The organism is Enterobacter cloacae complex sp. P12RS, from assembly GCF_014895875.1.
Lineage (GTDB): Bacteria > Pseudomonadota > Gammaproteobacteria > Enterobacterales > Enterobacteriaceae > Enterobacter > Enterobacter bugandensis.
Map to the genome: position 1 here is coordinate 105,021 of NZ_JADBQO010000008.1, position 22,001 is coordinate 127,021.

Sequence of the window (22,001 nt, forward strand, 5' to 3'; positions counted from 1 at the left end):
GTGATTATCATTACGGCGAAAGGAAACACAAGCGAAATGTGTGGTGATTTGATGACGAGTTGTAAACGCAAAGCCTGTTAATAGTTGCCGCCGTTACCGTTAAGTTTATAAGTTATAATAAAAATGCCCATTTACGGTTAACCAGTGCTGTGGCTAAATATCCGCCTCAAAAACCAACCGAAAATATCCCATGTTTAAGATTGTCCATTTCCTGCTGGCGCTGGTGATTATTCTTGCGCTTGCCTGGCTGGTGAGTTTCGACCGCCGAAAAATTCGCATTCGTTATGTTTTACAGCTGATTGTTATTGAAATTGCCCTGGCGTTCTTTTTCCTGCACGCCGAAAGCGGGCTATTCCTGATTAAATACGTTTCCGGCTTCTTTGAGTCACTGCTGAAATTTGCCTCGGAAGGGACGAATTTCGTCTTTGGCGGAATGGGAGAAAAAGGGCTGGCGTTTATTTTCCTCGGCGTGCTGTGTCCGATTATTTTTATTTCCGCACTGATTGGTATTCTCCAGCACTGGCGGATCCTGCCGATTTTTATTCGAATCATCGGGACGCTGCTGTCAAAACTGAACGGCATGGGCAAGCTGGAATCGTTCAACGCGGTGAGCTCGCTGATCCTCGGCCAGTCGGAAAACTTCATTGCCTATAAAGGCGTGCTGGGGGATCTCTCCTCGCGTCGTCTGTTTACCATGGCGGCCACGGCCATGTCGACGGTCTCCCTGTCGATTGTCGGTGCCTATATGACCATGCTCGACGCCAAATTTGTCGTTGCCGCGCTGATCCTGAACATGTTCAGCACCTTTATTATTCTCTCGGTCATTAACCCGGTACGTCCGGAAGCCGAGCCGGATATCAAGCTGGAAAAACTGCATGAATCCCAGAGCTTCTTTGAAATGCTGGGCGAGTATATTCTGGCCGGTTTTAAGGTGGCGATGATTATTCTGGCGATGCTGATTGGCTTTATCGCCCTCATCAGCGCCGTTAACGCCCTCTTCTCCAGCGTATTCGGCATGAGCTTCCAGCAGATCCTGGGCTATGTGTTTTATCCGCTGGCGTGGCTTATCGGGATTCCGCTCAGCGATGCGTTAAACGCGGGCAGCATTATGGCAACCAAGCTGGTGGCGAATGAATTTGTAGCGATGATTGAGCTGCAAAAAATTGCTCATGAAATGTCACCGCGCGGGCTGGGTATTTTGTCCGTCTTCCTCGTCTCGTTCGCTAACTTCGCCTCCATCGGCATCGTCGCCGGGGCGATTAAGGGGCTGAACGAGCAGCAGGGCAACGTGGTGTCGCGGTTTGGTCTGCGCCTGGTATACGGTGCGACGCTGGTGAGCCTGCTGTCGGCGAGCTTTGCGGGATTAGTGCTGTAAATTGCTTTGCTACAAAACAACAACGGCGGGTTATCCCGCCGTTTTTTATTAAAACTGTACGCACACCGGCTGGTCGACCCGCATCACCGATTCCTGCGCGAAACGAGACTTATAGATCCCGCGCAATGCTTCGATGTTCTTCTCGCTCTGCGCATCTTTACCGTGGATCAGCATTAACGCTTTGCTGGATTCACGCGCCACTTTCCCGTCGTTCCCCAGCCACTGCCCGCGCGCATCAAACACCGTTAAGCCATCGCGAAAACGCGGCGTCACGTCCTGGTCAACAAACTGCTGCCACTCGCTGCCGGTAATCTGCGCCCCTGCCGGGCGATTCAAGCCAAAATAGAGCGTGGTCTGCTGCATCTGGTTATCCGCTTTGCAGGTCTCCACCGCCGCATGTTGCGATGGCGCGTTGCAGCCCGCCAGCATCAATAATGCCGCTGCCATTACCCCTGTTTTGATGGTCATGTGTCGCTATCCTCATTGTTATAAGCACATGGATATCACAGGAAAATACGGATTTTGGCAAGAAAAAAGCCGGGTGGCGCTTGCGCTTACCCGGCCTACGGTACTGCGTGAGAAAATTATTCTGCCTGAAGCTTAGTCGGCGGCGCAGTGTGGTAGTGCGCATCCGCTTCCGCAAAGCGCTTCTGCATAGAGGCAGACGGCGCTTTACCCAGCAGGCTGAACACCACAATACCGATGCTGCCGAAGATGAAGCCCGGAATGATTTCGTACAGGCCCAGCCACGCGAACTGCTTCCAGACGATGACAGTCACCGCACCGATGATCATCCCCGCCAGCGCGCCGTTGCGGGTCATGCGTGACCACATGACGGAGAACAGCACCACCGGCCCAAACGCGGCACCGAAGCCCGCCCACGCGTAGCTCACGAGACCCAGCACGCGGTTTTCCGGGTTGGCTGCCAGCGCAATGGCTACCAGCGCCACCACCAGCACCATAAAGCGCCCTACCCACACCAGCTCTTTCTGGCTCGCATTTTTACGCAGGAAGGCCTTGTAGAGGTCTTCGGTGATTGCACTGGAGCAAACCAGCAGCTGACAGCTCAGGGTGGACATCACCGCCGCCAGGATCGCGGAGAGCAGGATACCGGCAATCCACGGGTTAAACAGAATCTGCGCCAGCTCGATGAACACGCGCTCGGCGTTCTGGTTCACCGCGCCCGCCTGCGCCGGGTTATTGCTGAAGTAGGCGATACCGAAGAAGCCGACCGCACACGCGCCCGCCAGACACAGGATCATCCACGTCATGCTGATGCGACGCGCGTGAACGATGGTGTGGTGAGAATCCGCCGCCATAAAGCGCGCCAGAATGTGCGGCTGACCGAAGTAGCCCAGCCCCCAGCCCATCAGGGAGACGATGGCGACAAAGTTCAGCCCTTTCAGCATATCGACGTTTTCGATGCTCTTCTGCTTGATAACTTCCAGTGAATCGCCAAAGCCGCCAACGGTGAAAATCACAATCACCGGGGTCAGGATCAGGGCGAAGATCATCAGGCTCGCCTGCACGGTGTCGGTCCAGCTTACTGCCAGGAACCCGCCCACGAAGGTATAGAGGATGGTTGCCGCGGCACCGGCCCACAGGGCGGTTTCATAGCTCATGCCGAAGGTGCTTTCGAACAGTCGCGCACCCGCCACGATGCCGGATGCGCAGTAGATGGTGAAGAACAGCAGGATCACCACCGCGGAGATAATGCGCAGAATGCGGCTGTTATCTTCAAAGCGTCCGGTGAAGTAATCCGGCAGCGTCAGGGCGTTGTTGTTGGCTTCGGTGTGTACGCGCAGACGGCCTGCCACCAGCTTCCAGTTGATCCACGCGCCGACGGTCAGGCCGATGGCGATCCAGCTTTCGGAAATACCAGAGATGAAAATCGCGCCCGGCAGCCCCATCAGCAGCCAGCCGCTCATGTCGGATGCGCCCGCAGAGAGCGCGGTGACCATTGGGCCTAAGCTGCGCCCGCCAAGGATGTAGTCGTCAAAGTTTTTAGTGGAACGCCATGCCAAAAACCCTATCAGGATCATGCCAAAAATATAAACGAGAAATGTCACCAGCATCGGTGTGCTAATAGCCATTCAAATTCTCCAAAATGTCGAGCGACAACCGTCCGGGTTGCCTTGTTATGTCATCACCGGAACGTAGTGATGTGTGTATGTGTTTCCGTTGGGCGCGCTATCCTGCCGTATACGCTCCCCACTGACAAACGATTTAACACTGCATTTACATGAATTTCATCCCTGGTTTTATACGTCTTTCCTATAGGTTGCACTCGCTCACATTTATATGGGTTGCACCTTTGAAAAGTGTTAAGCACCGCATAAAAACAGGCTTCGCATGCAGAAGCCAGCGCTTTTTTCCAGCTAACTATTCGTTAACAATCCATTCATTTTCTAGCTTGCAAACCAGGTCACATTTAACACGGTTGCACAAAGTTGCAACATGGTGGATATTTCACGCTATCAACAGAACGCAATTACAGAACAACAGGAGTTTTGGCATGGGGATGACCACCATGGGGGTTAAGCTGGATGACGCGACCCGCGAACGGATTAAGACCGCAGCAACCCGCATTGACCGCACACCGCACTGGTTAATCAAGCAGGCGATTTTTAACTATCTGGAAAGGCTGGAGAGTGAAGACGGCCTGCCGGAGCTGCCTGCCCTGCTGGCGGGCGCAGCGAACGAAAGCGAAGACGCCGCGACGGCGGTGGAAGAAAACCACCAGCCGTTCCTCGAATTTGCCGAGCAGATCCTGCCGCAGTCCGTCAGCCGCGCCGCCATTACCGGGGCTTACCGCCGCGCCGAAACCGACGCCGTGCCGATGCTGCTGGAGCAGGCCCGCCTGCCGGAAGCCATTGCCGCCCAGGCGCACAGCCTGGCGTATCAGTTAGCCGACAAGCTGCGCAACCAGAAAACCGCCACCGGCCGCGCCGGGATGGTGCAGGGCCTGTTGCAGGAGTTCTCCCTCTCCTCGCAGGAAGGCGTGGCGCTGATGTGCCTGGCGGAAGCGCTGCTGCGTATTCCGGATAAAGCTACCCGCGACGCGCTGATCCGCGACAAGATCAGCAACGGCAACTGGCACTCCCACATTGGCCGCAGCCCGTCGCTGTTCGTCAACGCCGCCACCTGGGGTCTGCTGTTTACCGGCAAGCTGGTCTCCACCCATAACGAAGCCAACCTGTCACGCTCTCTGAACCGCATTATCGGCAAGAGCGGCGAGCCGCTGATCCGCAAGGGCGTGGACATGGCGATGCGCCTGATGGGCGAGCAGTTCGTCACCGGGGAAACCATTGCCGAAGCGCTGGCGAACGCCCGCAAGCTTGAAGACAAAGGTTTCCGCTACTCCTACGACATGCTGGGTGAAGCGGCGCTCACCGCCGCCGACGCGCAGGCCTACATGGTCTCTTACCAGCAGGCGATCCACGCCATCGGTAAAGCGTCCAACGGTCGCGGTATTTATGAAGGCCCGGGCATCTCTATTAAGCTCTCCGCACTGCACCCGCGCTACAGCCGCGCGCAGTACGACCGGGTGATGGAAGAGCTCTATCCGCGCCTGAAGTCCCTGACCCTGCTGGCGCGCCAGTATGATATCGGCATCAACATCGACGCCGAAGAGGCTGACCGTCTGGAGATCTCCCTCGATCTGCTGGAAAAATTGTGCTTCGAGCCGGAACTGGCAGGCTGGAACGGGATTGGTTTCGTTATTCAGGCCTACCAGAAACGCTGTCCGTTCGTCATTGATTACCTGATTGACCTGGCCAGCCGCAGCCGTCGCCGCCTGATGATCCGCCTGGTGAAAGGCGCCTACTGGGACAGCGAAATCAAACGCGCCCAGATGGAAGGTCTGGAAGGCTATCCGGTTTATACCCGCAAGGTCTACACCGACGTCTCTTACCTCGCGTGCGCGAAAAAACTGCTCGGCGTGCCGAACCTGATTTATCCGCAGTTCGCGACCCACAACGCCCATACCCTGGCGGCGATCTACAGCCTGGCCGGGCAGAACTATTATCCGGGCCAGTACGAGTTCCAGTGCCTGCACGGCATGGGCGAACCGCTGTACGAGCAGGTCACCGGTAAAGTGGCGGACGGCAAGCTGAACCGCCCGTGCCGTATCTATGCCCCGGTGGGCACCCACGAAACCCTGCTGGCGTACCTGGTGCGTCGTCTGCTGGAGAACGGGGCGAACACCTCCTTCGTTAACCGCATCGCAGACACCACGCTGCCGCTCGACGAACTGGTGGCCGATCCGGTGCAGGCCGTTGAGAAGCTGGCGGCGCAGGAAGGCCAGATTGGTCTGCCGCATCCGAAAATTGCCCTGCCGCGCGAGCTGTACGGCGCGGGCCGCGTCAACTCGGCGGGCCTGGATCTGGCGAACGAACACCGTCTGGCGTCGCTCTCCTCTGCCCTGCTCAACAGCGCATTGCAGAAATGGCAGGCCAAACCGATCCTTGAGCAGTCCGTTGAGGACGGTGAAATGCAGCCGGTGATCAACCCGGCAGAGCCGAAGGACATCGTCGGCTACGCGCGTGAAGCAACCGAAGCGGAAGTGGAACAGGCGCTGGAGAGCGCGGTGAATAACGCACCAATCTGGTTTGCCACCCCGCCGCAGGAGCGTGCCGCCATTCTGGAACGCGCCGCGGTGCTGATGGAAGATCAGATGCAGCAGCTCATCGGCATTCTGGTGCGTGAGGCGGGGAAAACCTTCAGCAACGCCATCGCCGAAGTGCGTGAGGCGGTCGACTTCCTGCACTACTACGCCGGTCAGGTGCGCGATGATTTCGACAACGAAACGCACCGTCCGCTCGGTCCGGTGGTCTGTATCAGCCCGTGGAACTTCCCGCTGGCGATCTTCACCGGCCAGATTGCCGCCGCCCTTGCCGCAGGCAACAGCGTGCTGGCGAAACCGGCAGAGCAAACCCCGCTGATTGCCGCCCAGGGCATCAACATTCTTCTGGAAGCAGGCGTTCCGGCGGGCGTGGTGCAACTGCTGCCAGGGCGCGGTGAAACGGTGGGTGCCAAACTCACCTCCGATAACCGCGTTCGCGGCGTGATGTTTACCGGTTCGACCGAAGTGGCCTCCCTGCTGCAACGCAACATCGCCACCCGTCTGGATGCGCAGGGTCGTCCTACCCCGCTTATCGCCGAAACCGGCGGCATGAACGCCATGATTGTTGACTCCTCCGCCCTCACCGAGCAGGTGGTGGTTGACGTGCTGGCCTCCGCCTTCGACAGCGCGGGTCAGCGCTGCTCCGCCCTGCGCGTGCTGTGCTTACAGGATGACGTGGCTGACCACACGCTGAAGATGCTGCGCGGCGCGATGGCGGAATGCCGCATGGGCAACCCGGGCCGTCTCACCACCGACATCGGGCCGGTGATCGACGCGGAAGCCAAAGCCAACATTGAGAACCACATTCAGGCCATGCGCGCCAAAGGCCGTCCGGTGTTCCAGGCGGTGCGCGAGAACAGCGAAGATGCCCGCGAGTGGCAGACTGGCACCTTCGTGCCGCCTACGCTGATTGAGCTGGCAAGCTTCGACGAGCTGAAAAAAGAGGTCTTCGGCCCGGTGCTGCACGTGGTGCGTTACAACCGTAACAACCTCAACGCGCTTATCGACCAGATCAACGCCTCCGGCTACGGCCTGACGCTCGGCGTGCATACCCGTATCGACGAGACCATTGCGCAGGTCACCGGCACGGCCAAAGTCGGCAACCTGTACGTCAACCGCAACATGGTTGGCGCGGTCGTGGGCGTGCAGCCGTTCGGCGGCGAAGGCCTCTCCGGTACGGGTCCGAAAGCGGGCGGCCCGCTCTACCTGTATCGTCTGCTGGCGAACCGTCCTGAGAACGCACTGGGAGTCACCCTGGCGCGTCAGGATGCGGAGTATCCGGTGGACGCGCAGGTGAAAGCCGTGCTGACCCAGCCGCTGGAGGCGCTGATTAAGTGGGCTGATAACCGTCCTGAACTGCGTGCGATTGCGCAGCAGTACGGCGAGCTGGCGCAGGCCGGTACCCAGCGTCTGCTACCGGGGCCAACCGGCGAGCGCAACACCTGGACGCTGATGCCGCGCGAGCACGTACTGTGCGTGGCGGATAACGAGCAGGACGCGCTGGTACAGCTGGCCGCCGCGATGGCCACCGGGTGTGAAGTGCTGTGGCCGGACGATGCGCTGCATCGCGATCTCGCCAAACAGCTGCCGAAAGCGGTCTCGGCCCGCATTCGCTTTGCGAAGGCCGATGCCCTGCTGACCCAGCCGTTTGACGCGGTGATCTACCACGGTGATTCCGACCAGCTGCGCGAGCTGTGCGAGCAGGTGGCGGCCCGCAGCGGGGCGATTGTTTCCGTGCAGGGCTTCGCCCGCGGAGAGACCAACCTGCTGCTGGAGCGTCTGTACGTGGAGCGCTCGCTCAGCGTCAACACCGCGGCGGCGGGCGGTAACGCCAGCCTGATGACAATCGGCTAACGCTGTGCTAATAAGGCTCCGGAGACGGAGCCTTATTTTATTGGGGAGTATATGAAACGATATCTTATCGCCGGTGCGGCACTGCTGCTCAGCACCAGCGCGCTGGCCAACGAGTGCGACAACGCCACTACGCAGCTTGAACTGAACACCTGTAGCGCGCAGCAGTACCAGGCAGCCGATAAAAAACTCAACCAGACCTACCAGGCCGCCATCAAACGCGCGGCGGCCCCCCAGCGCGACCTGCTGAAAAAAGCGCAACAGGCGTGGATTACCCTACGCGACGCGGACTGCGCGTTTATCGGTTCGGGGACGGAAGGCGGGAGCGTCCAGCCAATGATTGTTAACCAGTGCCTGGCGGAAAAAACCGTGGAGCGCGAGGCGTTTCTGGCCTCGCTGATGCAGTGTGAAGAGGGCGACTTAAGCTGCCCTCTCCCGCCGGGCAATTAACGCACGCGGATCCCTTCGATAATCATCCGCTGCACGTTTTCGAGGGTGCTCTGGAAAAACGCCTCGTCCTGGAGCGTTTTACCGGTTACCGCCTCGACCTGGGCCGCAAAGTCAGCGTAATGCTGGGTAGCGGCCCAAATCATAAAGATCAGGTGCTGCGGGTCGACCGGGGCCAGCTTTCCGCTGGCAACCCATCCGGCGATAATCGCCGACTTATCGTCCACCAGCTGCTTTAAATCCCCCGTCAGTTCCGCCTGTAGCAGCGGCGCACCCTGCAGCATCTCAAGACAAAACAGCCTTGACGCCTGCGGGTAATCGCGCGACACCTCGAGCTTCAGGCGAATGTACTCCTCGATAGCCACCAGCGGGGCCAGCTCTTCGCGAAATGCCTTGAGCGGCGCCAGCCAAATGTCGAGGATCTGCTGCATCACCGCCACATACAGCGCCTCTTTCGACGGGTAATAGTAGAGCAGATTGGTTTTAGACACCCCGGACTGCTCCGCCACCTGCTCCAGGCGCGTGCCGTGAATGCCAAACTGTGAAAAGGTCTCCAGCGCGGCGCTAAGGATCGCCTGCTTCTTGGCGCTCACCGCCTGCGAACGTTTTCCGGGTGTTTTCACTGCGCCTTGTGTCATTTCCGCTCTCCATTTTCTTTCCTGCGCTCAGCATAGCAAAACCCCCGCCTCGCCACGACCTTCTGCACTCCCATCGCGCATGAGTGCCTGTTTTCTGTGCAATGTTTTTGACCATTTAGTCCACATTTAGCGGCGTCAATCCCCCAACCTCTTATTAACACATTAATAACACAAGCGTTTTCAAAACTGGCATTGCCTTTGCAAAACTACCGTTACACCTGCGACGTAATGAAGAGAGGTTCGTGATGAAAATTGGCGTATTTGTACCCATCGGCAACAACGGCTGGCTTATCTCGACCACTGCACCGCAGTACATGCCGACCTTTGAGCTGAACAAAGCCATCGTGCAGAAAGCGGAGCACTACCATTTCGACTTTGCGCTTTCGATGATCAAGCTGCGCGGCTTTGGCGGCAAAACGGAATTCTGGGATCACAACCTGGAGTCCTTCACTCTGATGGCCGGGCTGGCAGCGGTTACCTCGCGGATCCAGATCTACGCCACCGCGGCCACCCTCACCCTTCCGCCCGCGATCGTGGCACGCATGGCCTCCACCATCGACTCCATCTCCGGCGGGCGCTTTGGCGTTAACCTGGTCACCGGCTGGCAAAAACCGGAGTACGAGCAGATGGGACTCTGGCCGGGCGACGATTACTTCTCCCGTCGCTACGACTACCTGACCGAATACGTACAGGTCCTGCGCGACCTGTGGGGCACCGGCAAAAGCGACTTCAAAGGCGACTTCTTTACCATGAACGACTGCCGCGTCAGCCCGCAGCCGTCGGTGCCGATGAAGGTGATTTGCGCCGGGCAGAGCGACGCGGGGATGGAATTCTCCGCGAAATACGCCGACTTTAACTTCTGCTTCGGCAAAGGCGTTAATACCCCTGCCGCCTTCGCCCCGACCGCCGCGCGCATGAAGGAGGCCGCCGACAAAACCGGGCGCGACGTGGGCTCGTACGTGCTGTTCATGGTCATTGCCGACGAAACCGACGACGCCGCACGCGCCAAATGGGAGCGGTATAAGGACGGCGCTGACGACGAAGCCCTGAGCTGGCTTACCGAGCAGAGCCAGAAAGACACCCGTTCCGGCGCAGACACCAACGTGCGCCAGATGGCCGACCCGACCTCCGCCGTCAATATCAACATGGGCACGCTGGTCGGCTCGTATGCCAGCGTTGCCAGGATGCTCGACGAAGTGGCGGCCGTACCCGGCGCGGAGGGCGTCCTGCTGACCTTCGATGATTTCCTCACCGGCGTGGAAACCTTCGGCGAGCGCATCCAGCCGCTGATGCAGTGCCGCGCCCACATTCCTGCCGTCACGAAGGAGGTGGCGTAATGATGACCTTAAACGCTCGCCCGGAAGCCATCACCTTTGCGCCGCAGCAGAGCGCGCTGATTGTGGTAGACATGCAAAACGCCTATGCCAGCCAGGGCGGTTATCTGGATCTGGCGGGGTTCGACGTCTCCGCCACAAGGCCGGTGATCGAGAACATCAAAACCGCCGTCGCCGCCGCGCGCGCGGCGGGAATGCTCATCATCTGGTTCCAGAACGGCTGGGATGACCAGTACGTCGAGGCAGGCGGCCCCGGCTCGCCCAACTTCCACAAGTCGAACGCCCTGAAAACCATGCGCAAGCGGCCCGAACTGCAGGGCAAGCTGCTGGCCAAAGGCGGCTGGGATTATCAGCTGGTGGACGAGCTGGTCCCGCAGGCGGGCGATATCGTCCTGCCGAAACCGCGCTACAGCGGCTTTTTCAACACCCCGCTCGACAGCCTGCTGCGCAGCCGGGGCATTCGCCACCTGGTGTTCACCGGCATTGCCACCAACGTCTGCGTGGAATCGACCCTGCGCGACGGCTTTTTCCTCGAGTATTTCGGCGTGGTGCTGGAAGACGCGACCCATCAGGCCGGGCCGGAATTCGCCCAAAAGGCAGCTTTGTTCAATATCGAAACCTTTTTTGGCTGGGTCAGTAACGTTGCGGATTTCTGCGACGCCCTGAATCCTCCGCTCGCCCGTATCGCCTGAGGAGACACACGATGCCGAAATCCGTAATCATCCCGCCGGGCACCAGCACGCCCATCGCCCCGTTTGTCCCCGGCACCCTCGCCGACGGCGTGGTGTATGTCTCCGGCACGCTGCCGTTTGATAAAGACAACAACGTGGTATTTATCAACGACCCAAAGGCGCAAACCCGCCACGTGCTGGAGACGATCAAAACCGTGATCGAAACGGCGGGTGGCACCATGGAGGACGTGACCTTCAACAGCATCTTTATCACCGACTGGAAAAACTACGCCGCGATTAACGAAATCTACGCCGAGTTCTTCCCCGGCGATAAACCGGCGCGGTTCTGCATTCAGTGCGGGCTGGTAAAACAGGACGCGCTGGTTGAGATCGCCACCGTTGCGCACATCGCGAAGTGAGGCAGGCATGAAACTTTCCGTCTCGCCGCCGCCGTACGAGGGTGCGCCCGTGGTGGTCTTTATTTCCGGTCTCGGCGGCAGCGGCAGCTACTGGCTGCCCCAGCAGGCCGCGCTGGAGCCGGAGTATCAGGTGGTGTGCTATGACCAGCGGGGAACGGGCAATAACCCCGACACCCTGCCGGAGGGTTACAGCCTTGCGCAGATGGCAGACGAGCTCGCCCAGGCGCTGGCTGACGCAGGCATTGCGCGCTACAGCGTCGTCGGGCACGCGCTCGGCGCGCTGGTCGGCCTGCAACTGGCCCTCGACAGGCCCGACGCCCTCACCGCGCTGGTGTGCGTCAATGGCTGGCTGACCCTCAATGCCCACACCCGCCGCTGTTTTGACGTTCGCGAGCGGCTGCTGCATTCCGGCGGCGCGCAGGCGTGGGTCGAGGCGCAGCCGCTGTTTCTTTACCCGGCAGACTGGATGGCCGCCCGCGCGCCGCGTCTGGAGGCCGAAGAAGCGCTGGCGCTGGCCCATTTCCAGGGTAAAACCAACCTGCTGCTCAGGCTCAGCGCCCTGAAAAAAGCCGACTTCCGCCGCCAGTCCGCACGCATTCGCTGCCCGGTGCACATTATCTGTTCCGCCGACGACGTGCTGGTGCCGTCCGTCTGTTCCGCTGAACTGCACGCCGCCCTCCCGCACGCCCACAAAACGGTCATGCGCCAGGGCGGACATGCCTGCAACGTCACCGAGCCGGACACCTTTAACACCCTGCTGCTGAACGGGCTTGCCAGCCTGCTGCACAGCCCTGAACCCGCTTTATAAGGAGCTTTAATGAGCGAAGCCATTACCCCCGCCGCGCTGGAAACGCTGTTCACCAGTGCCCGCACCCACAACGGCTGGCTGGATATGCCGGTCAGCGACGAGACGCTGCGCGAGATGTATGACCTGATGAAATGGGGCCCAACGTCTGCCAACTGCTCACCGGCGCGCATTATCTTTGTGCGAAGCGCAGAGGGAAAAGAGAAGCTGCGCCCGGCGCTCTCCAGCGGCAACCTCGAGAAAACGCTTACCGCCCCGGTGACAGCGATAGTCGCCTGGGACGGGGAATTCTACGAGCGCCTGCCCGAGCTGTTCCCGCACGGCGATGCCAGAAGCTGGTTTACCGCAAGTCCCGCGCTGGCGGAAGAGACGGCCTTTCGCAACAGCTCAATGCAGGCCGCGTATCTGATTTTCGCCTGTCGCGCCCTGGGGCTGGACACCGGCCCGATGTCGGGCTTTGACCGACAAAAGGTCGACGAGGCCTTTTTCACCGGCACAACGCTTAAAAGCAACCTGCTGATCAACATTGGCTATGGCGATACGCGCAAACTTTACGGGCGCCTGCCGCGCCTGACCTTCGACGATGCCTGCGGACTGGCGTAAGGAGCGATCGTGATGACACCGGATAAACAAACCTTTCGCGACGCCATGGCCTGCGTTGGCGCGGCGGTCAACATCATCACCACCGACGGCCCGGCGGGGATGGCGGGCTTTACCGCCAGCGCGGTATGCAGCGTCACGGATTCCCCTCCCACCCTGCTGGTGTGCCTGAACCGCGGCGCGTCGGTCTGGCCCACGTTCAGCGAAAACCGCACCCTGTGCGTGAATACCCTGAGTGCCGGACAGGAGTCTTTATCCAATCTGTTTGGCGGCAAAACGCCGATGGCGGAACGCTTTACCGCCGCCCGCTGGCAGACGGGCGACACGGGCTGCCCGCGTCTGGAGGATGCGCTGGCCTCCTTTGACTGCCGCATCAGCCAGGTGGTCAGCGTCGGTACTCACGACATTCTGTTTTGCGACATCGTATCGATTATTCGCCACCCCGCCCCGCAAGGTCTGGTGTGGTTTGACCGCAGCTACCACGCGCTTATGCGACCCGCCTGCTAAGGCGCTTTAAGGAGACAGACCATGTTCGGATTTCCCCACTGGCAGTTGAAATCGACCTCCACTGAAGCAGGCGTGGTCGCGCCGGATGAACGCCTCCCGCTCGGGCAAACCATGGTAATGGGCGTCCAGCATGCAGTCGCGATGTTTGGCGCGACGGTATTGATGCCGATGCTGATGGGGCTCGATCCCAACCTGTCTATTCTGATGTCGGGAATCGGCACCCTGCTGTTCTTTTTTGTTACCGGCGGGCGCGTGCCCAGCTACCTGGGCTCCAGCGCCGCCTTTGTCGGCGTGGTGATCGCCACTACCGGTTTTAACGGCCAGGGAATCAACCCCAACCTGAGCGTGGCCCTCGGCGGCATCATCGCCTGCGGGCTGGTCTATACCCTGATTGGTCTCGTTGTGATGAAGATCGGCACGCGCTGGATCGAACGGATGATGCCCCCCGTCGTCACCGGCGCGGTGGTGATGGCGATAGGCCTGAACCTCGCGCCGATTGCGGTGAAAAGCGTCTCCGCTTCGCCGTTTGAAAGCTGGATGGCGGTGATCACGGTGCTGTGCATCGGCCTGGTGGCAGTCTTTACGCGCGGGATGATCCAGCGTCTGCTGATCCTGGTCGGGCTGATTGTCGCCTGTCTGATCTACGCCCTGCTGGCGAACGTGTTCGGCATGGGCAAGCCGGTCGATTTTACCCTGCTCCATCAGGCCGCCTGGTTCGGTCTGCCGCAGGTGACCTCGCCCACCTTTAACACGCAGGCGATGATGCTTATCGCCCCGGTGGCGGTGATCCTGGTGGCGGAAAACTTAGGGCACCTGAAGGCGGTGGCGGGAATGACCGGGCGCAGCATGGATCCGTACATGGGCCGCGCGTTCGTCGGCGACGGGCTGGCGACCATGCTCTCAGGCTCCGTGGGCGGCAGCGGCGTGACCACCTACGCGGAAAACATCGGCGTGATGGCGGTGACCAAGGTCTACTCAACGCTGGTCTTCGTGGCGGCGGCGGTAATGGCGATCCTTCTTGGTTTCTCACCGAAGTTCGGCGCACTGATCCACACCATTCCGTCACCGGTCATCGGCGGCGCGTCGATTGTGGTGTTCGGGCTGATCGCCGTGGCCGGGGCGCGCATTTGGGTACAACATCGGGTCGACCTCAGCCAGAACAGCAACCTGATCATGGTGGCCGTCACGCTGGTGCTGGGCGCGGGCGATTTTGCCCTGACGCTGGGCGGGTTTACGATTGGCGGGATTGGTACGGCGACCTTCGGCGCGATCCTGCTTAACGCCCTGCTGAGCCGCCGGAAAGGGGATGTGGCGCAAGGGGAAGCCATCACCCCGTCCACCTGATATGTGTATCACTTTCTTGCCGGGTGACGCTACGCTTACCCGGCCTACAGTTGGGATGTAGGCCCGCGCAAGCGTAGCGCCGCCGGGCAAAACAGTAGCGTGCGCGTTGTTAGCTATCTGCACCTTGTTCAGCACCTACCCCGGCAATCGCCTTACGTCGTTTTTTTAACTTCAACTCGCTCACCAGCACCCCGGCGACAATAAACGCCGCGCCCACCAGCGCCAGCAGCGGTAAACGCTCGCCGGCCAGTCGTCCGAAAATCCCCGCCCAGACCGGTTCACCGGTGTAGATCACCGTCGCCCGCGTTGGCGATACGCTGCGCTGCGCCCAGTTCATGGTCACCTGGATAATGGCGCTGAAGATGCCAAGCCCCAGCGCGACCACCACCAGCCCCGTGGACATCGGCGGCACGGATTCCCCGGCTGGCACCATCGTCGCGAAGGCCACCAGCGACGCCGTCGCGAGCTGCACCACCGTCACGCGCTTGACGTCCACTTTCCCAGCCCAGGCGCTGATCAGAATAATTTCCGCCGCGATGGCAATGGCCCCGACGAGGGTAATGATCTCGCCCGGCCCCAGCGCCAGCAGGTTATTTTCCGGCCCGGCTAATAAAATCAGGCCGATAAACGCCAGCACGATGCCAATGCAGGACATCAGCCCCGGTAGCCTCCCGAGGCATAACCATTGCAGCAGCGGCACCAGCGGCACGTACATGGCGGTAATAAAAGCGGATTTGCTGCTGGAGATGGTCTGCAATCCCCACGTCTGCAGGCTGTAGCCCATCGCTATCGCAATCCCAATCGCCACGCCGGCCTTGAGTTCCTTCAGCGTCAGACCCCGCAGCGTTTTAAGAGAGATCAGCCCCACGGCTATCGCCGCCGTCGCAAAGCGCAGGCCGACAAAAAAGAACGGATCGCTGAGGGTCACCGCGTACTGGACGGCAAGAAAGGTCCCGCCCCAGAACATGGTGATGAGAATAAGGATGGCTTCCTGCGGTTTTATGGAGAATTTAAAGCGTGAGACGGACATGCGACACCAACAAGTGAGATCAATTCTGTAGTGTGCGTTGCCTTTGGTTACAGTTCAATGTTGCAGACATAAAAAAACCGCCGGGAAACCCGGCGGCAGGGAGTCAACCCGGCGTACTACTTATTGCTGCCGTGGCTATTTTTACCCCCTTTTTTACCAGCCTCTGATGCGCGCTGAGGGTCGTTCTTGAAGTTACCCCCGCTAGACTGGCCACCTTTACGACCTGCTTCTGATGCTCTTTCACGGTCTTCAGCGAAATTACCTGAACCACCACGATGGTTTGCCATCTCTAACCTCCAGAGTGTGAAACATTAGACATCATATTGCATTCAGTAAAAGAGGATTCTTTCACCTCGCGGCTAAAGGACAGGGCCTTTATCTGTGCCGCGTGAAACTAAGCTTAGTGGACTGAGGCTATCCGGCAAGCCACGGGTAATATTCTGCAACATGATATCCGCCTTTCGGGTCAGATAACGTGACGGAAATCTATAAGCCTTTCTTATCATTTTAAAATTCGACGACCAGAAAGTTGTTTCATTTTGCTACAGCACCTTATTGTAACCATGTTGTTATAAATCAAAGAAATGCCGTTCATTTTTGCAGTCTGGCCGTGATGTCATATCTTTAAATGAACGCAGCGATCCGCTGTCAGAAAAACCAACGAGGAGTGATGCAAAATGGCAAAAGTTCTGGTGCTCTATTATTCCATGTATGGACACATTGAAACCATGGCTCACGCGGTAGCAGAAGGTGCAAACAGAGTGGACGGCGTTGAGGTTGTGGTAAAACGCGTACCGGAAACCATGCAGGCGGAAGCGTTCGCCAAAGCCGGGGGAAAAACACAAAATGCCCCGGTCGCCACCCCGCAGGAGCTGGCGGAGTATGATGCCATTATCTTCGGCACCCCGACCCGCTTCGGCAATATGTCAGGCCAGATGCGTACCTTCCTCGATCAAACCGGCGGGCTCTGGGCATCCGGGGCGCTGTACGGCAAACTCGCCAGCGTATTCAGCTCTACCGGCACCGGCGGCGGCCAGGAGCAGACGATTACCTCAACCTGGACTACCCTTGCTCATCATGGGATGGTGATTGTGCCGATTGGCTACGGCGCGCAGGAGCTGTTTGACGTTTCTCAGGTGCGCGGCGGGACGCCGTACGGCGCAACCACCATTGCCGGTGGGGATGGCTCACGTCAGCCAAGCAATGAAGAACTCTCTATCGCCCGCTATCAGGGTGAATACGTCGCGGGTCTCGCTAAAAAACTGAACGGCTAACCCAACAGGAGGAAAAGTATGCCAACACAGGAATCCAAAGCTCACCACGTGGGCGAATGGGCAAGTTTACGCAACACCTCTCCGGAGATTGCCGAAGCCATCTTTGAAGTCGCGAACTACGACGAAAAGCTGGCCGAGCAGATTTGGGAAGAAGGCAACGATGAAGTGCTGATTCGCGCCTTCGAAAAAACGGACAAAGACTCGCTCTTCTGGGGCGAGCAAACCATCGAACGTAAAAACGTCTAAGCGTTTCCCCCCCGCCATGCGGGGGGTTCTCTTTTACTTCGCCGCGTTATTCATGACCGCATTGAATTTATCAACCGGACAGAAGCCGTTCGCGTCCACCGGACAGCCCTTCAGCTCCAGCGTCACGCGCTGCGCGGGCGACTGCAGTGTCAGCACGCTGGCGTTGCGCAGCTGCTCCGCGCTCTGGTAGACATACTCAATTTTCATCAGCTCCTGATTGCTGTTTTTGTCGTGCCAACGCTGGAAGACAATCTTGCCGCCAATTGGAGTCCGTTCCTGCTGGTCATGCAGCTGATACGGCTTGAAATCCAGCGCGGTGAGCAGTGAAGCGATGTTCGAATCGTGCCCTACCAGCAGAGTAATCTTAGGCGCTTTCGCCTGTTCGGTGACCAGCGTTTTATCGATATATTTCACCAGCGGCTTCGCCACGTTTTGCGCCACCTCGGTGGAGGTAAACAGCGAGTCCTGATAGCCGTTCTTCAGCTTCGACAGCACGCGCCACTGCTGGTCGGTCTTGATTTCACCCCAGGCCACCTGGTCGGCCGGAAACCCTTCGTAATACTGCAGCGTGAACGCATCCACCAGCGAGTTACCCACCTTCAGCGGCCCGGATACGCCAGGCTCTTTTTCATAGTCGGCGCTGAAGGTATCTTTCGCGTCTGCCAGCGAGCAGACTTTTTTCTCTTTGCAGGACGGGGAATCGGCGTAATTTGTCATCTGCTCCAGCAGCTTATAGCTTTCACCAAGCTGCATTTTCTGCCGCTCGGACTCCATCGCCTTGAGTGCTTTTTCGCGGAATTCCGGCGAGTTGTCGGTAATCACCGGATTAAAGGTCGGATCCATGGTGCCCATTTTTTCCTGATGATGCACGGGGACGTCGCACCCCGGGAACGCGCCGGTAATAAAGAACTGCGCGGTGGCGACAGTACGCTGCAGGCTGTTGGCGTAAGCATAAACGCTATCCGCTGGCGGGCACTCTCCCGTCTTCACCATCCCCTGCTCTGCCAGCCACTCGCGCATGTAATGGCCCATATAGACTTCCAGCACGCCGCCTTTGGTGGTGAGCTGACCGCCCGGCACGTCCCACTCCGGCCACTGCTTCGGCGTGGACTGCTCCAGCACGCTGCCGTTGTTGGCGAGCGGCGCGCGCAGGTTGTGACGGCTCATGATTAACACCTGCTCCAGCTGATAGCCTTTCGGCGTCTCCTGCGCCTGTGCGCCAAAGGCCATTGAAAGGGTACCTGCCACGGCCACTGCGAGTAGTGCTTTTCTCATCCCTCGTTCCTCACGTTTTTTTAATATTCCAGTGAGTGTGACAGATTCGTGACAGTTTTTTCGGGAAGCATTTCTCAAACTGATGATTAACGTGCTTACGGTGGGCGCTAATTAGTTTTATAATAAAACCATACCCCACCGGAGACCTGACCGTGAAACGCACCCGCCTTGAAGAGAGCACCTGCCCCGTCGCCCGTTCGCTGGATATCATTGGCGACTGGTGGTCGCTGCTGATCGTTCGCGACGCGCTGCGCGGGATTAAACGCTTCGGTGAGTTTCAGAAAAGCCTCAGTATCGCGAAAAACATGCTCACCTCGCGGCTGAAGCTGCTGGTCGATGAAGGCATCCTCCAGCTTCAGCCCGCCTCCGACGGCAGCGCCTGGCAGGAATACGTTCTGACCGACAAGGGACGCGCGCTCCAGACGGTGCTGGTTGCTCTCTCCCAGTGGGGCAATGAATTTTTGTTCGCGGAAAACGAATGCGGCACCGTTCTCGTCGATAGCGAACAGCGCAAACCCCTGCGTAAACTGGCGCTTATCGCCGACGATGGGCGCGAGCTGACGCCTGAAGAGATCGTGGCTAAACTCCCCTCCTGATCGTTCCCAACGGCAAAAGCACAAAATGCCCGGCAAAATGGTTGCATTATAAAACCAAATAGCAGAGAGTTAATTCAGTTTCATATTGAAACCAAATAACCCACTTTGCTTTGAGGTAACACATGATGACTACGCAAATCACCACCGCCTTAATTACCGGCGCCTCTTCCGGGATCGGGGCCGTCTATGCCGATCGCCTTGCCGCGCGCGGCGCTAACCTGGTCCTGGTCGCCCGCCGCGAGGATCGCCTGAAAACCCTCGCCGCCGACCTGCGCGCGCGCTATGGCGTGGCCGTCGCTATACTGGTGGCCGATCTCAGCGATGAAGCCGGGATCCGCGCCGTGGAAAATGAACTGCGCCACAATACCGCCATCGATACGCTGGTAAACAACGCGGGCACCGCGCAGATGGCCCCGTTCCTTGCGGGCGATGTGGCGCAGCATCAGGCCATCAACACCCTCAACACCACGGCGCTGATGCGTCTGACCTACGCCATCCTGCCCCGCCTGGCGCAGAACAATCGCGGGACGCTGATCAATATCGCCTCGGTGTTATCGCTCCATGTCCGTGCGGGCAGCGCGCTGTACAGCGCCACCAAAGCCTGGGTACTGAGCTTTACCCGCGGACTGCAGGAAGAATTTGCCGATAGCAGCGTGCGCATTCAGGCCGTGCTGCCCGCCGCGACGGCGACGGAGATCTGGAGCCATTCAGGGGTTACGGTGAACGATCTGCCGGAAGGGTCGGTGATGACCACCGACGATATGGTCGATGCGTCACTGGCGGGTCTGGATCAGGGCGAACAGATCACTATTCCGCCGATGCATGACGCCGCCCTGTGGGATCGCTACGAAGCGGCGCGCCTTGAGCTGTTTAACAGCGCGCGCACCGGGGTTCCGGCACCGCGCTACGTGAAACAGTAGCCTAACGCTCAAGCTGGTCGCCGTACTCGCTCATCCAGGCGGCCAGCGGCGAAAGTGCGTCCTGCAGGGTTAACCCCAGCTCGGTAATTTGATACTCCACGCGCGGGGGGATCTCCGGGTAGACCGTCCGCGTCACCAGCCCGCGCTGCTCAAACAGGCGGAGCTGCTTCGTCAGCTCTTTCTGCGTGATGGGGGCAGCGGCACGCAGCAGATCGCCAAAGCGTACGGGCGTGTTGAACACAATCAGGCGATAGAGAATGGGGATCGCCCACTTACCGGATATCAGATTGACAAACTGCGTCATCGGGCAGGTATACGCCTCAGATTTTTTTTCGCAGCACACCTCCAGCATTTCTGCCATAGCACACCTCTTGCCTCGTTAGTATCCATTTGGTACCTAGTTTCCTTTCGATACTAACGTTTCTATAGTGCTTTCTCCAGTGACATTTCAGGAGAAGAACATGGGTCGTTTAACCGATAAATATACGCTGATTACTGGCGGCACCAGCGGCATTGGTCTTGCCACAGCGCAGGCGTTTATCGCCGAAGGGGCGCGCGTCGCCGTAACCGGACGCAACCCGGACACCCTCGCCGAAGCAGAGCGCATTCTGGGCGATAAGGCCTGGGTGATCCCAACCGACGCAGGCGATATCGCGTCGCAAAAAGCGCTGGCGGAAACTCTCGCCGCTCGCTGGCCACGCCTGGACGCGGTGTTTCTCAACGCTGGCGACGTGACGCACGCGCCGCTGGAAGCCTGGCAGGAGGATGCGTGGGACCGCCTGATGGGCATCAACCTGAAGGGACCGTTCTTTTTAATTCAGGCGCTGCTGCCGCTGCTGAATAACCCGTCGTCGGTGATCCTCTGCGGCTCCGTGAGCGCACGCATCGGCCTGCCCACCAGCAGCGTGTATGCCGCGAGCAAGGCCGCCCTCCTGTCGCTGGCGCGTACGCTGTCGGCGGAGCTGCTGCCGCGCGGGATCCGCGTCAACGGGTTGAGCCCCGGTCCGGTGGAAACGCCGGCATTTACGAAGACGGGCTTAAGCGAAGAGACGCTTAACACGATGATGGCGGAGATCATCAAGCTGGTGCCGCTCGGCAGAATGGGCTCGACGACGGAGCTGGCAAAAGCCGCGCTCTATCTGGCGTCCGACGAGTCGAGCTACACGGTAGGAACGGAGCTGCTAGTGGACGGCGGAATGGGGAGTCTGTAACTCAAAAGGCGCTGATGCCGGTGACCGCGCCGACATACAGCGCCGCCCATGCACAGGCGGAAAGCAGGCTGACGGCGTAAACTTTGACGGCGTTCAGCCTGAGCATCCCCGCCGCCAGCGGCACGACATAACGCAACACCGCCAGAAAGCGTGACGTAAACAGTACGATGACACCGTTTTTTTGCAGCTGATGCTGAACCCGTAAAAACGTAGCGGCATGCTTCGCCGTAAAGCACGCGACAAGCCGGGTGTGCCCCATCAGCTGGCCGATATGGTAGTTCAGCACCGATCCCGCCGTTGCCCCCAGCACCACGGCGAGCCACGCCAGCGCCGGGTGCATGCTCCCCTGGCTGACGCCGATGCCCGCCAGCAGCATCACCGAGGCGGGCGGCAGCACGGAGGAGATCAGCACCGTGGACTTGCTCAGCGCCATTACGAATAACAGCGCGAACAGATGTGCCGGATAAAGCGCAAAATGATTCAGCAGATTATCAAACCACGCCATTTTCCTTCCCCCCGTTAATTAATCCTCCATTTAAAAGGAATAACCTTAAATAAACCCTCAACATTTTATTAATAAGATTTACCTAAACCTTCCTTAAACATTATTTAATTTCCTGAGCGATAAATTTAAACAGGCGTATTATTCCTCACGCTTTACAACGATCTCGTTATGGCGAGGCTCCTGTACAAATACACGTTATCGCTCTGGTGGGTTCGAGAGAACCGGCACAGGGTAAAACAGGCACTGTCGAATCAAGGCTTTGTCAGTATAACTTCCCTTGCGGGATACGGTGTACAGTGCTGAACCCAGGACGTGGGGATCTCCTTTCC

General features: G+C 58.9%; 23 protein-coding genes and 1 riboswitch. Of the genes, 15 read left to right on the forward strand and 8 right to left on the reverse strand.

Translation table 11 applies throughout. The annotated features are described in order from the left end of the window. Positions 1-190 precede the first annotated feature (190 nt). Entirely contained in the window at positions 191-1,375 is a 1,185-nt protein-coding gene (locus IM284_RS06170; RefSeq protein WP_047368266.1) for a NupC/NupG family nucleoside CNT transporter, read from the forward strand. Positions 1,376-1,423: 48 nt separating this feature from the next. Here IM284_RS06170 and IM284_RS06175 read toward each other — a convergent pair whose 3' ends face one another. Next, complete coding sequence (locus tag IM284_RS06175; protein ID WP_047368265.1) at positions 1,424-1,843, reverse strand: DUF3574 domain-containing protein; 420 nt, start codon at positions 1,841-1,843, stop codon at positions 1,424-1,426. A 116-nt stretch (positions 1,844-1,959) separates the two neighbouring features. Next, positions 1,960-3,468, reverse strand: a complete 1,509-nt coding sequence (gene putP, locus IM284_RS06180; RefSeq protein WP_045261668.1) for a sodium/proline symporter PutP — start codon at positions 3,466-3,468, stop codon at positions 1,960-1,962. A gap of 422 nt (positions 3,469-3,890) precedes the next feature. On the opposite strand from putP, the gene putA reads away from it, so the two are divergent. After that, positions 3,891-7,853: a trifunctional transcriptional regulator/proline dehydrogenase/L-glutamate gamma-semialdehyde dehydrogenase gene (gene putA, locus IM284_RS06185; RefSeq protein WP_047368264.1), complete on the forward strand. Its 3,963-nt coding sequence runs from the start codon at positions 3,891-3,893 to the stop codon at positions 7,851-7,853. Positions 7,854-7,904: 51 nt separating this feature from the next. After that, positions 7,905-8,300 (forward strand): lysozyme inhibitor LprI family protein, encoded by a 396-nt coding sequence (locus IM284_RS06190; RefSeq protein WP_041910548.1) that lies wholly within the window; start codon positions 7,905-7,907, stop codon positions 8,298-8,300. Here the strand turns inward: IM284_RS06190 and rutR are convergent. After that, positions 8,297-8,935 carry an HTH-type transcriptional regulator RutR gene (rutR, locus tag IM284_RS06195; protein WP_028012659.1) on the reverse strand — a complete coding sequence of 213 codons (639 nt, stop codon included), beginning with the start codon at positions 8,933-8,935 and terminating at the stop codon, positions 8,297-8,299. The genes IM284_RS06190 and rutR overlap by 4 nt on opposite strands. A 245-nt stretch (positions 8,936-9,180) precedes the next feature. Here rutR and rutA point away from each other — a divergent pair, with 245 nt between their 5' ends. The 7 genes from rutA to rutG are packed head-to-tail and all read left to right on the forward strand — an operon-like array spanning position 9,181 to position 14,615. Then, positions 9,181-10,272 (forward strand): pyrimidine utilization protein A, encoded by a 1,092-nt coding sequence (rutA, locus tag IM284_RS06200; protein WP_041910549.1) that lies wholly within the window; start codon positions 9,181-9,183, stop codon positions 10,270-10,272. Continuing rightward, positions 10,272-10,961, forward strand: coding sequence for a pyrimidine utilization protein B (gene rutB, locus IM284_RS06205; RefSeq protein WP_047368263.1), 690 nt, complete (start codon positions 10,272-10,274; stop codon positions 10,959-10,961). The genes rutA and rutB overlap by 1 nt, the downstream gene beginning before the upstream one ends. Positions 10,962-10,972: 11 nt before the next feature. Further along, the gene (gene rutC / locus IM284_RS06210) at positions 10,973-11,359 is read left to right on the forward strand and encodes a pyrimidine utilization protein C (protein ID WP_041910550.1); all 387 of its coding nucleotides are present in this window, start codon (positions 10,973-10,975) and stop codon (positions 11,357-11,359) included. Between the two features lie 7 nt (positions 11,360-11,366). Beyond that, complete coding sequence (gene rutD, locus IM284_RS06215; RefSeq protein ID WP_047368262.1) at positions 11,367-12,167, forward strand: pyrimidine utilization protein D; 801 nt, start codon at positions 11,367-11,369, stop codon at positions 12,165-12,167. Positions 12,168-12,176: 9 nt separating this feature from the next. Continuing rightward, a complete protein-coding gene (locus IM284_RS06220; protein WP_047368261.1) occupies positions 12,177-12,767 on the forward strand; it encodes a malonic semialdehyde reductase in 591 nt (196 codons plus the stop codon). Between the two features lie 12 nt (positions 12,768-12,779). After that, positions 12,780-13,271, forward strand: coding sequence for an NADH-dependent FMN reductase RutF (rutF, locus tag IM284_RS06225; RefSeq protein WP_047364261.1), 492 nt, complete (start codon positions 12,780-12,782; stop codon positions 13,269-13,271). Positions 13,272-13,292: 21 nt separating this feature from the next. Then, positions 13,293-14,615: a pyrimidine utilization transport protein G gene (rutG, locus tag IM284_RS06230; protein WP_047364260.1), complete on the forward strand. Its 1,323-nt coding sequence runs from the start codon at positions 13,293-13,295 to the stop codon at positions 14,613-14,615. Positions 14,616-14,724: 109 nt separating this feature from the next. On the opposite strand, the gene IM284_RS06235 is transcribed toward rutG, so the two are convergent. Together IM284_RS06235 and IM284_RS06240 are read right to left on the reverse strand one after the other, a co-directional pair. Continuing rightward, a complete protein-coding gene (locus IM284_RS06235; protein ID WP_047368260.1) occupies positions 14,725-15,645 on the reverse strand; it encodes a DMT family transporter in 921 nt (306 codons plus the stop codon). Between the two features lie 116 nt (positions 15,646-15,761). Next, positions 15,762-15,932 (reverse strand): general stress protein, encoded by a 171-nt coding sequence (locus tag IM284_RS06240; protein ID WP_001273664.1) that lies wholly within the window; start codon positions 15,930-15,932, stop codon positions 15,762-15,764. A 390-nt stretch (positions 15,933-16,322) separates the two neighbouring features. On the opposite strand from IM284_RS06240, the gene wrbA reads away from it, so the two are divergent. Further along, complete coding sequence (wrbA, locus tag IM284_RS06245) at positions 16,323-16,919, forward strand: NAD(P)H:quinone oxidoreductase (RefSeq protein ID WP_041910554.1); 597 nt, start codon at positions 16,323-16,325, stop codon at positions 16,917-16,919. Positions 16,920-16,937: 18 nt separating this feature from the next. Next, a complete protein-coding gene (locus IM284_RS06250) occupies positions 16,938-17,165 on the forward strand; it encodes a YccJ family protein (RefSeq protein WP_028012649.1) in 228 nt (75 codons plus the stop codon). Between the two features lie 33 nt (positions 17,166-17,198). Here the strand turns inward: IM284_RS06250 and agp are convergent, their stop codons facing one another. Further along, a complete protein-coding gene (agp, locus tag IM284_RS06255) occupies positions 17,199-18,440 on the reverse strand; it encodes a bifunctional glucose-1-phosphatase/inositol phosphatase (RefSeq protein WP_047368259.1) in 1,242 nt (413 codons plus the stop codon). A gap of 152 nt (positions 18,441-18,592) precedes the next feature. Here agp and IM284_RS06260 point away from each other — a divergent pair, with 152 nt between their 5' ends. Continuing rightward, positions 18,593-19,036, forward strand: a complete 444-nt coding sequence (locus IM284_RS06260; RefSeq protein ID WP_047368258.1) for a helix-turn-helix domain-containing protein — start codon at positions 18,593-18,595, stop codon at positions 19,034-19,036. Positions 19,037-19,161: 125 nt separating this feature from the next. Beyond that, positions 19,162-19,956 carry an SDR family oxidoreductase gene (locus tag IM284_RS06265; protein ID WP_028012646.1) on the forward strand — a complete coding sequence of 265 codons (795 nt, stop codon included), beginning with the start codon at positions 19,162-19,164 and terminating at the stop codon, positions 19,954-19,956. Between the two features lies 1 nt (position 19,957). Here the strand turns inward: IM284_RS06265 and IM284_RS06270 are convergent, their stop codons facing one another. Then, positions 19,958-20,317 (reverse strand): helix-turn-helix domain-containing protein, encoded by a 360-nt coding sequence (locus IM284_RS06270; protein WP_023335206.1) that lies wholly within the window; start codon positions 20,315-20,317, stop codon positions 19,958-19,960. Positions 20,318-20,417: 100 nt separating this feature from the next. Between IM284_RS06270 and IM284_RS06275 the strand changes: the two genes are divergently transcribed. Continuing rightward, positions 20,418-21,167, forward strand: a complete 750-nt coding sequence (locus tag IM284_RS06275) for an SDR family oxidoreductase (RefSeq protein WP_047368257.1) — start codon at positions 20,418-20,420, stop codon at positions 21,165-21,167. A 1-nt stretch (position 21,168) separates the two neighbouring features. Here IM284_RS06275 and IM284_RS06280 read toward each other — a convergent pair whose 3' ends face one another. Next, positions 21,169-21,672, reverse strand: coding sequence for a DedA family protein (locus IM284_RS06280; RefSeq protein ID WP_047368256.1), 504 nt, complete (start codon positions 21,670-21,672; stop codon positions 21,169-21,171). A gap of 155 nt (positions 21,673-21,827) precedes the next feature. Beyond that, a riboswitch (M-box (ykoK) riboswitch) is annotated at positions 21,828-21,997 on the forward strand. Positions 21,998-22,001 lie beyond the last annotated feature (4 nt).